Source organism: Cytophagia bacterium CHB2 (genome assembly GCA_030263535.1).
In the GTDB taxonomy this organism is placed as follows: domain Bacteria; phylum Zhuqueibacterota; class Zhuqueibacteria; order Zhuqueibacterales; family Zhuqueibacteraceae; genus Coneutiohabitans.
In genome coordinates, this window is sequence record SZPB01000179.1 from 1 (window position 1) to 12652 (window position 12652).

The window sequence follows — 12652 nt, forward strand, 5'->3', positions numbered from 1 at the left end:
GAGAAAGCGAACAGCCGCCGCGGCAAATTTTTGAGATTCGCAACAGCGGCAGCGGCATCTTGAATTGGAACGCCGTTGCGGATCAACCCTGGCTTGCGCTCAACCCCGCCAGCGGCTTGATCACCACGCAAATCGAACAGGTGAGCGTCGGCGTCGATCCCGGCGGCTTGGCGGCCGGTACGTATCTGGGGAATATCAATCTCACGTCTAACGGCGGCATCGCCGTTGTCGGGGTGACGCTTGTGATCAGACCGGCAGAACCGAGATTGGCGGTGAATACAAATCGTTTGCGTTTTGCAGCAACGCAAGGCAGTCCCGATCCGCCGGCGCAGAACGTCAACATCACGAATAGCGGCGACAGCATCTTGCGCTGGCGCGTGAGCAGCGATCAAACCTGGCTCACGGTATTTCCGGATACCGGCTCCACCACGCAGGAAACGGATCAAATCGCTGTGCGTGTGGCTACGGTCAATCTGCGCGCCGGCACATACAGCGGCAGCCTCATCTTGTTGTCAAACGGCGGTGAAACCACAATCAACGTCGATTTCGAGATTAGCGCATTGCCGGCAGCGCTGCGCGCGACGCCTACGAGTTTGAGTTTTACGGCAACCGAAGGTTTGGTCAATCCGCCTTTTCAACCGGTGCTCATCACCAATACCGGCGGCGGCACATTGACTTGGAGCACAAGCGAAGATGCCATCTGGCTCTCAGTCTTTCCCTCGACCGGTACGACCACTTCGGAAACCGATACGATCTGGGTATCCGCCAGTATAACGATCGTACGTGCGGGCACTTATTCCAGTGTTTTCAACATTAATTCAAATGCTGGAACGCAATCCATTACCGTAAATTTTCTGGTGAATCCGCAACCGCCGGTGCTCGCCGTCGATCCCGCGAGTTTGTCATTCACCGGCTTTCCTTCTGGTTCCAATCCTCCGCCGCAAACACTCATCATTCGCAATGCCGGAGGCGGCGCGCTCAATTGGTTTGCCACAGTGGATCAAGCCTGGCTGCGCGTGTCCCCGCAAACGGGCGAGACGCGCACGGAATCGGATACGCTAGCAATTGCTATTGATTTGACCAATCTCCCGCCCGGCAGTTATAACGGTACCGTTCGTATCGCTTCCATTGCCGGCGATATTTCTGTGAGAGTCAACCTGGCGGTGCAGCAATTTCCAGATTTGCAGGCGCAAATCTCGAGCGCGGCGTTGACCAACTGCCTGAGTCCGGATTATAGTTTCAACACAGCGTTTGTTGTAGTCAATGCCGGGCCGGGCGTTTCAGCGCCGACGACAGCGCGCCTGCTGCTGGACGGTGTGTTGCGTCAGGAAATCAATGTGCCGGAACTGGCGTTGGGCGCACGCTTCAACGTCACATTTCAAGCAGAAGCGCTGCATGAGGGCTTCAACACAATTTTATTCCGCACGGGTTCGGACACGGCCGATGGCAATACTCGCAACAACAGCGTTGTGCTGCGCGAATGGGTACCGCATCGCGGCGACGCCAATCTCGACAGCCTGCTGGATTTGCGCGATATCTTTTATGTTATCGATGTGATCCTGCAGCGCCGTACGAGTGTGATTGACAAAAGCTGTTGGGCGAGCAACGCATTCACCGACGAGTCGATCGATGTCGCAGATGTCGTTGCTTTGGTTGATCTCATCCTGCAGCAAGAAGGCTCCGCGGTGAGCGCAGGCAGCAGTGATTTCGAATTGCGGCTGGCGCCACTCGCCGCCGCGAAAACCCGTTTGCAATGGCAAGCCTCGCAAGATCTGCGCGCCTGGCAGGCAACCTGGAAATTGCAGGGCCGGCCTTCCGATCATCCCGCCGGAGCGGGAAGCGCAACTGCCGGGCGCTGGGAAGCACGCTGGAAAATTCGCAACAATGAATTGCGGCTGTTGGTCTGGTCGAAAGATCAAACCTCACCGGTAAATCAACGTGAACAAACAATCGATTTGCCGTTGGTGTTTGCGGTTGATCGCGTGATTGCCGCAACCGGTTTGAGCGTGACAGATGAACTGCTCACACTAAATTTGCATACAGAAGAGATGAATGCGGAGTTGCCAAAAACCTTCAATCTCACCGCCGGCTATCCGAATCCTCTGCAACGCCGCCTGCATACGGCGGTGCAATGGCGTTACGATTTGCCGGAGGCCTCGTTTGTTGAAATCAAGATTCACAATTTACTCGGGCAAGAAATTTGGCGTGATTCGCCGGGCGTGCAGCCTGCTGGACGTTGGACCTTAAGCTGGGAGGGACGAAATGCAAGGGGTTTGCCGGTGGCAAGCGGCGTATATTTTCTCGAATTCGTGGCAGGAAAGTATCGCAAACTTGAACGATTTATGGTGCAATAACCTCGCATGCGGTGTTTCACGTATGATGACGATCGCAACACAACTCTTTAAATCACCAATTGGGCGGGAGTTTCTTACGAATCGACAGCAACTCGAAGACTTCATGAAAGTTATTCTAAAATCCCTCTGTGTCCTAACGGCGATATTATCAGCGCTGGCTTGCTCATCTTCGCAGCCGACGGCTTCAAACCCTGCCAATCTCGCTTTACAACTGGAATTTGTTAAAGGAGTTTTGCATCGGAGTGAAGCAGGTAATTATCTGCGGAAATCCGTGAACATTCAGCAAGTCAATCGCATTGAAATTTACGTTTTTTTTGATCAAGACACGCTCGCGCACACGACGATTCGCATACCGCCCGGCGATTCGACGTTCTCGGCCTCGCTCGATGTCACGCCCGGTGAAGATCGCCGCATCGTGGTGGAAGCGTGGTCAGATGATCTCGAGGTGGGAAGTTTGCTGGAATATCGCGGGGTGACTTCCGGCGTGCAAATTGAATCTGGCGTCGAGCAACACGTAACTGTCACGTTGTTCCCTCTTGCCATTCCTGGCCGGCGTGTAGTGATGATTGCCGGCAGCGGTGCGGGCGCGGCTGGCGCAAATCGCAATCTCGTTCCATTTTCCGTCATCAGCGCGGATGACTTACGCGCCGTGCAACTGGATGTGCATGCCAACGTGAACAACAACGCAGAAGGCTTCGGCTTGTCGCCGCGCGACGCAACGCGCGATGTTGGCCTGCCGCTGCAAAACCTTGATAGCAACATCATCGCCACAACGGGCCCCCCGACGCTGCGCGTTGTGTTGTTCGATGACGCGGGCAGAACGCTGCCCCCGCAAGAGAAACCCAGCCGCCTGTTCGAGGTTAACTTTCAAGTCAACTCACAAGTCGCTCCGGGGACGATTTATCGCATTTGGATATCGAATGTCGCGGTGCGCGCTGCTGGGAATAATCAACTCGAGGTGTTGAGCCTGGATGGGCAGTTTGAGGTGAGATAAAGCGGCTGATCAAGACTTCGTGTATACCGCCGCCCGCGTGACCTTCATCGCTGCAACGCTTTTTGTGAAGATCATGCGGGCGGTGTTTTTTGGGGTGGGTAACAAAAAACTCGGATATATTCACTCCAACCCAGAAAGATTTGAAGCCACCCAAAAGTCATCTTAATTCTTTGGGAGCACAAGCCGCCGTACCAGGGTTCTTGACATCGCGGCATGTACCGCTCATTTTTGCGCTTCCAGTTTCTCGATCATCAAATAGGTATTCTCGTCACCAAGCACACGCGCATCGATAATCCTCATTATTTCAATGTAGCCGGCTTTGGAAATTTGAATCACGTGGCTGCGACTACGCTCCACGTACGTCGTCAATGGCGATTGGCCGAGATACCGATCATCAACAATAACATCGGCGCTACTCGGCGAAGTGTTAATTTGCAGGGCAATCTTCCCGGCGCGAGGCGGATTCGGCTGGATTATCTCTGTTGGCGGCGCGGCTGGCTGCGAGGCGCTGGCTGGGGCGATTCCGTGCGGCGCCGCTGGCACGCTCGCTGGCGGCGCAATCGTGATGACGGGCCTTGTCGCTGGCGCAGCAGACGAAGCCGCGGTTGGCGGCATATGCTCAACCGCGGGCGCCGGTTGCGCTAGTGAAGAAGTTAAGGACGTTGCCGGCGTTGGCGCAGCCTCGTTAGGAGAAGCGTACTGCTGGGTCTCACGTGCGACAGCGGGGGCAAGCGGCCGAGTCATTTCAGTAAAATAGTTTTTCTTATCGCGCAGCGTGCCATCGGAATTCTTGTCTAATGCTATGGTCAGAAAAGTGCGGTGTGCGGGATAAACCCGAACGTGCCCGTCATGCGTCATGAGATCAAAAGATTTCTCTTTCCAAAAAGATTTCGCGCGATAAACCGCCTTGACTTTGTAAATGCCCGGCGCCAACGCAATCTCAAAAACATAATCGCGGCGGCCCTGTTTGCGCGCAACGCTTGGCGAGATTTTTTTGCCGTCAATAAAAAACTCGACCGAGCTTCTACGGCTGCTCTGATCATCCGTGACATTATCAATCTGTACCGTTAACCCCGGAGTTTTGACATTCTCGACAGTCAACGTTGGCAGGCTCAAAAACGGTGAAGCTGCCAAGACCCGCCCGGCAGCGCCGCTCAAACCCACGATCAAAAAACCAAGAAAGAGCTTCATGCCCGCAGCGTTGCTCATCTGTTTCATAGAGATTCCATACATTGAAAGGTGAAGTGCGCAACCAAAAGTTTGGAATAACGGCCCGTGGCGGCGTGGGCGCAAAAAGAATAACAAGTTTTTGCGGAAAGTCAAGGCTCAGAAAAAATTAATCCCAAGAGCCGGGTAATCGAACGAGATCTTGCCTCGGGTTTGAATGATTACTTCCGCCTCTTGCAAACAAAAAAGCCGGCAAGGCGATCGCTTTGCCGGCTTTGGAAGCAATTCCAGTTTCAGAAAAGCCTCAATTCTGATTCTTTGCTTCCGCGGGTTCGAGCTTGATCAACAATTGCATCAACGGCTGCTCGCGCAACTCCGCGGCATTCAAAATTTTCACGACTTCGGCGTAGCCGGCCCGCGAAATTTGCACGATGTGATTTTGCCCGCTGCTTACCGCAATTTTTACCGGTGATTGACCGTAGTAACGATCATCAATGATGACATCCGCACCGGAAGGGCTTGTATTGATTTGCAACGTGACAGCATCTGCCGGCAAGGGCACGGCTTCAACCGGTTGCGGCGCAGGTTGAACCACGGGTGGCACCGGCGCAGGCACAACAACATTTGGCGCCGGACGCGTCACGATCGGCCTTGAATCGATTACTTCCGGAGCGGGTTCAATGATAAAGGGCCGGGGCGTTGGCTCGGCGACGCGCTTCTCCAAGACGGCAGGTGCAGGGGTGGCGGCCAGTTGTTCATAACGCAATTGAAAGCGCGCAGGATTCTGCCGCAGCCGGCCACGGTCATCTTTGTCCAGCTTAATTTGCAGAAGTGTGCGTTGATCAGGCAAAACCTTAACCGGTTCGTCAACAATAATATCAAACACCTGTTCACGCCAAAAGCCCACGACATGGTATTCGGCTTTGACATCATACACGCCATGCTGCAGGCGCATGGGATAAGTGTAGGTCGAGGTGAAATTCGAAAGCTTTTCGACCGGCGAAATTTCCTGGCCGTTGACGTACAATACGACAAAATTGCGGAAGCTTTTGCCCGCATCAGCGATATTTGAAATTTTGATCACCAAATTTTCGGGCATCTCGCGAATTTCGCGATCCGGCAGTTGCTCTTTTGGCTTCAGTTTGCTGTAGGCGCGGTCTGTGGTTAAGCGGCTGCTGCCGCACGCCGCCAGTAGTATGGTCAGGAACAACGCAGCTACCAATGCAAGGAATCCAAACGTGGAGTTACGGCGTGGAGAGTAACGACGAAAGGCAGGCATGGCGTCCTCCGATGCGTGAATGTTTATCGTCAATGCTGGCCGGCATCTATTTGACTTGTAGGGGAATTTATGGACATTCTTTGAACAACGAAGCAACGGTTAAAGTTCATGAAAATTTTGAACAAAATCTTAAGAAAACTGGCGCGATGTAAAAATTTATCACAACAAATCCGCGTACTTCAAACCTGAGCCGGTGTTGAACACAACCACGCGCTCCTCCGGTTTGAGCCAGCCGGAAGCGGATAACAGCTTCGCGGCTTCCAGCGCTGCAGCGCCCTCCGGGCACAAAAAGATTCCGGTGGCTCGCGTGTATTGGCGTGTCGCTCCGGCAATACGTTCTTCGGCCACAGCGACAGCCGTGCCGTGACCCTCGCGCAGGGCGCGCAGCATGAGAAAATCTCCAACCGCACGCGGCACACGCAAGCCCGCGGCCACAGTGTGCGCGTTCTGCCATTCCGGGGCATGATCAAGACCCTGCTCGAACGCACGAATAATGGGGGCGCAACCGTCGGATTGTACGGCTACCATGCGCGGCCGCTGCGGCCCGATCCAGCCGAGTTGCTGCATCTCGTCGAATGCTTTCCACATGCCGATCAAACCGGTGCCGCCGCCGGTGGGATAAATGATGACTTCGGGCAACTCCCAATCGAATTGTTCAGCCAACTCATACCCCATCGTTTTTTTTCCTTCAACGCGATACGGCTCCTTGAGCGTGGAAATATCAAACCAGCCTTCTGTAGCTTTGCCGGCGATCACGCGCTTGGCGCAATCGGTAATCAAGCCGTCAATCAATTCGAGTTGGGCGCCCAAAAAATCGCATTCTTGCTGAAAAGCTTTCGGAACATCTTTAGGCATGAACACATGCGCCGGCATGCCGGCCGCTGCAGCATAAGCGGCGGTCGCGCTGCCGGCATTGCCCGCCGAGGGCACAGCCACTTTGTGAATGCCCAACTCCTTCGCGCGCGAGATTGCCAAACACATGCCGCGCGCTTTGAACGAAGCCGTCGGGTTGGGCGATTCGTCTTTGATCCACAGATGGCGCAATCCGAAAGACGCTGCCGGATTTTTGACGGACAAAAGCGGCGTCCAGCCTTCGCCGAGGCTGACGCGATTCTTTTGATCGAGCACCGGCAACATCGGCGCATAACGCCACAAACTGCTCTCCGCCTCGCGCAAAGAGGCCTTTGGCCAATGTTCGCGTGCTGCAGCCAAATCATACTGCGCAAACAGCGGCGCGCCGCAGGAACATAGCTCGCAACGTTCGTGCTTTGCGTAAGTCTTGTCGCAGCGCGTACAGGCGAGATGGGTGAAGAAGGATTGTGGCCGGTTCATGCGAACATTTTTTTCGTGGATAAAGCCAAATCAGGTAAAACTTCGGAGCGCACAACGTCGCCGAAGTCGTAAAGGTCGAGGCGTTTGGCTTTGCCTGTGGAAAGGCGCAGCACTTCGATGGTCTCGGCTTCGAGAGAAACAAGCCAGCATTCGCGCACGCCGATGCGGCAATAATCTTTGAGCTTCGCCGCAATTTTATGGCGGGTCTCCTCCGGAGACAAAATCTCGACGGCAAGATCCGGCGCGCCGTCGATTCTATCGCCCACGAGGTGTTGTCGCGCTGTGCTCACAAAAATCAAATCCGGCTGCCGGGTGCGCAGCCTGGGCTTGCGGCGCACGACGACATCCAACGGCGCGAAGAGAACGAATCCCAATCTTCGCTTCGAAACAAAGCTGAACAGCGCGCGATACAAATTGCCCAGCACGATTTGATGCCGGGCCGTCGGTGCAGGCGCCATGATTATCTCCCCATCGATAATTTCATAACGCTGCATCGTTTCCGGCAGCGCAAGATATTCTGCAAAATCAATTTTTTTTGAGCTGGTAAGATTGACGGACATATCCACTCACCTGAGCGATAATACACGACGGATAGAAATTACTGCACTCATCGCGCGCGGGCGCTTTTGCCGCGCGCATCGCGACAGCATCTTTAAAAGCGGCGCGTCTTATGAATTATTCAAGCTTCTCCCGCAACACCTGATTCGCCATTTGCGGATTCACTTTGCCGCGCGTGGCCTTCATCAATTGCCCCACGAGGAATCCAAAAACTTTCTGCTCGCCGGCGCGATAGCGCGCAACCTCCTCGGGATGCGCCGCCAGCACCTCGGCGATGGCTTTCTCAATCACGCCCGCATCGGAAACCTGCTCCAGGCCTTTTTCCTTGACAATCTCCCTTGCGGATTTTCCTGTTGCCCACATCTGCTCAAAGACTTCCCTGGCAACCTTGTTGTTGATCGCGCCCTGCTCGATGTGCGTGATCATTTCGGCCAGCGCCTGCGGCGGCAAATTGAATGCGCTGATTTCGATTTTTTCATCACTGAGAACGCGCAAGACTTCGCCCATCACCCAATTGGCGGCTTGCTTTGCATCAGCCACATGCCGCGCAACGTTTTCAAAATAATCGGCAATGCCGCGCTCCTCGGTCAACACTTCGGCATGCGGCCGCGAGAGTTTATACTCTTCCATAAAACGCTTGCGCCGCGCCTGCGGTAATTCCGGCAACGAGGCTTTCACCCGTTCGCGCCATTCTTCATCGACGCGCAACGGCGCCAGATCCGGCTCGGGGAAATAACGGTAATCGTGTTCGAATTCCTTCGAACGCATCGAAATCGTCGCGCCGCGGCTGGCATCCCACAACCGGGTTTCTTGTGCGATGGTTCCGCCATTTTCCAAAATGTCAATCTGGCGCTGTATCTCGGCCTCGAGCGCACGCTCGACGTGACGTATCGAGTTCATGTTCTTGATTTCGATTTTTGTTCCAAATTCCTTGTGGCCCACCGGCCGCACGGAAACATTCGCATCACAGCGCAGGCTGCCTTCTTCCATGTTGCCGTCGCAAATGCCAAGATAGCGCACGAGCTGCTGCATGCTCGCGAGATAACGATTCGCTTCGCGCGGCGAAGCGATATCTGGCCCGCTGACGATTTCAATCAACGGCACGCCGCAGCGGTTCAAGTCGATAAGCGTCTCATTCTCCGCAACAAATTCTTCCGCATGAATGGATTTGCCGGCATCCTCTTCAAGATGAATGCGAATGATGCGCACACGTTTGTGCGTTCCGTTTTCGAGTTCAAGATCGAGCCAGCCGTGCTCGCACAACGGCTCTTCATACTGTGAGATTTGATAGCCTTTGGGCAGGTCGGGATAGAAATAATGCTTGCGCGCAAAAAGCGAAAACGGCGCAATTTTGCAATTGGTCGCAAGCCCCATTTTAATAGCAAACTCGACGGCCTTGCGATTCAACACCGGCAGCACGCCGGGCAAACCCGCGCAAACCGGAGAGACTTGTGAATTCGGGGCCGCACCGAATGTTGTGCTGACAGAAGAGAAAATTTTTGATTCGGTCGAAAGTTGCGCGTGAACTTCCAAGCCGATGACGGGTTCGTAGGGCATCTTTTCCTCGTGTGTCATCCCAAAAATTTAGCCAACATACAAAAGAAAACACTGGCGCGCAACCCCCGTGTGTCATTGAAAACATCCTTGTTTCCCAGGCATTTTTCTGATTATATTGGCTGCGTCAAGAGTCATATGTGATCAAAATTCGTTCTCTATGTGAAAGGAGGAAGTTATGGACTTCCGCATTGAAACCGACAGCATGGGCGAGATTCAAGTTCCCAGCGACCGTTACTACGGCGCGCAAACCGCGCGTTCCCTGGTTCATTTTAAGATTGGCAGCGAGCGCATGCCGCGTGAGTTGATTTGGGCCTTTGGCATTCTCAAAAAAGCAGCAGCGTTGGTGAATCAGGAACTCGGGCTTTTGCCCGCAGACAAAACCAAGTTGATCGTGCAGGCGGCGGAGGAAGTCATTGCCGGCAAACTTGACGATCATTTTCCGCTGGTGGTTTGGCAAACCGGCAGCGGCACGCAAACCAATATGAATGTGAATGAAGTCATCTCGAATCGTGCCATTGAAATCAGCGGCGGCAAGATGGGCAGCAAAAAACCGATTCATCCGAACGACGATGTGAACAAAGCGCAATCATCGAACGACACGTTTCCCACCGCGATGCACATGGCTGCCGTCCATGAAATTCATCGCCGCTTAATTCCCATGCTATCCCAACTGCGCGACACGCTTGCAAAAAAATCAAAGGATTTTCAAGACGTCATCAAGATCGGGCGCACGCATTTGATGGATGCCGTGCCGCTCACGCTCGGCCAGGAGTTTTCGGGCTATGTGCGTCAGCTCGATCAAGGTCTCAATCGCCTCCAAAAAATTCTGCCGGACCTGTGTGAGCTGGCGCTGGGCGGCACGGCCGTGGGCACCGGACTCAACACGCATCCGCAATTTGCGGTGAAATCCGCTGCGAAAATTGCGGAGTTGACGGGCTATCCGTTCGTGAGCGCGGCCAACAAATTCGAAGCCCTGGCAACGCACGATGCCCTGGTGATGGCGAGCGGCGCATTGAAAACCATTGCCTGTTCGCTGATGAAAATTGCCAATGACATTCGCTGGCTGGCTTCCGGACCGCGCAGCGGCATCGGTGAAATCAGCATTCCGGAAAACGAGCCGGGCAGTTCGATTATGCCGGGCAAAGTGAATCCCACGCAATCCGAAGCCATGACCATGGTCGCCGCGCAAGTGATCGGCAACGATGTCACCATCAACATCGGCGGGGCTTCAGGCAATTTTGAATTAAACGTGTTTAAGCCGGTGATCATCTACAACCTGTTGCAGTCGATTCGCCTGCTGGCGGATGCGTGCGAGAGTTTCGAGGAGCATTGCGCCGCGGGTATCGCGCCGATTGAACGCAATTTGAAGAAGCATCTCGAAAATTCTCTCATGCTGGTAACGGCTTTGAATCCGCATATCGGTTATGACAATGCCGCAAAAATCGCGAAGAAGGCGCATCACGAAAACAAGACGCTGCGCGAAGTCGCGGTGGAGCTGGGAATCTTGACGGCTGAGAAATTTGATGAAATCGTCAGGCCGGAGAAGATGCTCGGGCCGGAGAAATAACAAAACAATACATTGGGGATGATTGGCGGGCGGAGAACATCCCATCAATCATCCCTATTTTTTTATACTGACTTTTTAGATGGCAGACGAATTCTACAAAGATGGCTTGCGCTTCCAATGCCAGCCGAATTGCGGCGCGTGCTGCAGCCAAAAGGGCGACGTGTTCGTGAACGGCGAGGAAGTTCATCGCCTCGCGACGTTCCTGCGCATGCCGACGCCGCAATTTCGCAAGCGCTATTTGCGCCGCGTTCATGGCAAATACAGCCTGTTGGATAATCAGGCGGGGGGCTGCATTTTTCTTGGCAACGATTTGAAGTGTACTGTTTATGAAGCGCGGCCGGATCAATGCCGCAGTTATCCCTTTTGGCCGCATATCCTCGTCAGCCAACTGGCATGGGATTGGGAAAGTTTGAAATGCCCGGGTATCGGACAAGGCAATATTATTTCCGCAAAAGACATCAAAAAACGTTCAGAACCCTCGCCTAGCTAATTTCTCTCCGCTAAAGCTCTTCCGACAGAAAATACGCCATAATCGCCATGGCCGCAGCGCCCAGCTCCAACTCGCGCGCATTGACCTTGTCGATGGTGTCATTATCGGAGTGATGATAATCAAAATAGCGCTGCGACTCCGGAACCAGCCCCAAGCCCGGCACACCCTGTTGCACCAATGGTGAAATATCCGCACCGCTGCCGCCTCGCGTAAAACGATCAGCGCCAATCACCGCAAACGCCTGCTGCCAGGAAAAAATTTTCTGCGCTGTGATGGAATCTGCATCAATGGAAAATCCGCGCGGTGCAAAGCCGCCGCGATCGGATTCAATCGCAGCCACGTGCTTGACCTTCATTTCCGCCGCTTCACGCGCATACTCTCGCCCGCCGCGCAAACCATTTTCTTCATTCATAAACATCACCGCGCGAATCGTGCGTTTCGGTTTGAAGCCAAGCTGCTTGAGCAGGCGAATGGCTTCGATCGCTTGCACACAACCGGCCGCATCATCATGGGCGCCCGTGCCTTTGTCCCAGCTATCGAGATGCCCGCCAAGCACAATGATTTCGTCAGGCTTTTCCAGGCCGCGCAATTCACCCATCACATTCGCAGACGGTACATCGGGCAATGTCTGGCAGGTGAGTTTGAGCCGCACGGTAACTTTTTTCTCATGCGCAAGCAACCGGCTCAACAGATCGGCGCCGCGCGTGCTGATCGCTGCACCGGGAATTTGGGGTACGCCGGCCTCATAGCCCATGTTACCCGCATAAAGTAGAACGAACCTGTCGGAGAGGCCAAGCTCTTTGAGCAAGGAGTTTTCGGCACGCGGCCGAGGCTCGACGGTTTCAAGTTCCGCCCAGTTCGGTATCACGGAAATCGAAACATCGAGGCCTTTGGTCTTTGAATTGAGTAGTTCGCGCATATCCCGTCCAACGGCGATGATCCTCGCTGCGTGCTTGTAAAGCCAGCGATTCCAAAATCCGAGAAACTTGACGTTGAGACTTCTGTCGCCGGCCTTCCCTGCCGCGATAAGGATCTCCGGATAGTTGTCGTGGATGAGCAGTGTATATGCCGCTCCGCGAAAAAGCGAACTGACCGCGATCACGAATGGCAGCGTCGGCGGATTCGTTACGACGAGTACTCGATCGCCCTTTCGAAATTGACGAAGGCTGAGGAAGAATGTCGATAGCCCGAGCGTCAACATATTCACGAGGCGGAACAATATCACATTCTTGTTGAGAGTTGTTCCGGCAGCACGAAAGATCTCGACGCCGCAGCGAACCTCACGCTTAGGTGCACGAGTGCCGCGCGCGGAGTAATTCGGTTGTCCACAAAGTGCTTTCACATCAAATGTGTC

Annotated in this window: 10 protein-coding genes; 4 read left to right on the forward strand and 6 right to left on the reverse strand. The window is 54.2% G+C overall.

Annotation, left to right across the window (positions count from 1 at the left end; genetic code table 11):
• Together FBQ85_16955 and FBQ85_16960 are read left to right on the forward strand one after the other, a co-directional pair.
• The coding region (locus FBQ85_16955) for a hypothetical protein (protein MDL1876836.1) at positions 1 to 2354 on the forward strand (2354 nt) is incomplete at its 5' end.
• A 271-nt stretch (positions 2355 to 2625) separates the two neighbouring features.
• A complete protein-coding gene (locus FBQ85_16960; GenBank protein ID MDL1876837.1) occupies positions 2626 to 3348 on the forward strand; it encodes a hypothetical protein in 723 nt (240 codons plus the stop codon).
• Positions 3349 to 3570: 222 nt separating this feature from the next.
• Here FBQ85_16960 and FBQ85_16965 read toward each other — a convergent pair whose 3' ends face one another.
• The 5 genes from FBQ85_16965 to gatB form a co-directional block, all read right to left on the reverse strand.
• Positions 3571 to 4581: a PEGA domain-containing protein gene (locus FBQ85_16965; GenBank protein MDL1876838.1), complete on the reverse strand. Its 1011-nt coding sequence runs from the start codon at positions 4579 to 4581 to the stop codon at positions 3571 to 3573.
• Positions 4582 to 4819: 238 nt separating this feature from the next.
• On the reverse strand, positions 4820 to 5794 hold the full coding sequence (locus FBQ85_16970) for a PEGA domain-containing protein (protein ID MDL1876839.1): 975 nt from the start codon (positions 5792 to 5794) through the stop codon (positions 4820 to 4822).
• 159 nt (positions 5795 to 5953) lie between these two features.
• Entirely contained in the window at positions 5954 to 7126 is a 1173-nt protein-coding gene (locus tag FBQ85_16975; GenBank protein MDL1876840.1) for a threonine synthase, read from the reverse strand.
• Entirely contained in the window at positions 7123 to 7686 is a 564-nt protein-coding gene (locus FBQ85_16980; GenBank protein MDL1876841.1) for a Uma2 family endonuclease, read from the reverse strand. Before FBQ85_16980 ends, FBQ85_16975 begins: the two co-directional genes overlap by 4 nt.
• Positions 7687 to 7801: 115 nt before the next feature.
• Complete coding sequence (gene gatB, locus FBQ85_16985) at positions 7802 to 9241, reverse strand: Asp-tRNA(Asn)/Glu-tRNA(Gln) amidotransferase subunit GatB (GenBank protein ID MDL1876842.1); 1440 nt, start codon at positions 9239 to 9241, stop codon at positions 7802 to 7804.
• A gap of 175 nt (positions 9242 to 9416) precedes the next feature.
• On the opposite strand from gatB, the gene fumC reads away from it, so the two are divergent.
• Positions 9417 to 10808 (forward strand): class II fumarate hydratase, encoded by a 1392-nt coding sequence (fumC, locus tag FBQ85_16990; GenBank protein ID MDL1876843.1) that lies wholly within the window; start codon positions 9417 to 9419, stop codon positions 10806 to 10808.
• A 79-nt stretch (positions 10809 to 10887) separates the two neighbouring features.
• The gene (locus tag FBQ85_16995; protein MDL1876844.1) at positions 10888 to 11298 is read left to right on the forward strand and encodes a YkgJ family cysteine cluster protein; all 411 of its coding nucleotides are present in this window, start codon (positions 10888 to 10890) and stop codon (positions 11296 to 11298) included.
• Between the two features lie 10 nt (positions 11299 to 11308).
• On the opposite strand, the gene FBQ85_17000 is transcribed toward FBQ85_16995, so the two are convergent.
• Positions 11309 to 12517 carry a M20/M25/M40 family metallo-hydrolase gene (locus tag FBQ85_17000; GenBank protein ID MDL1876845.1) on the reverse strand — a complete coding sequence of 403 codons (1209 nt, stop codon included), beginning with the start codon at positions 12515 to 12517 and terminating at the stop codon, positions 11309 to 11311.
• Positions 12518 to 12652 lie beyond the last annotated feature (135 nt).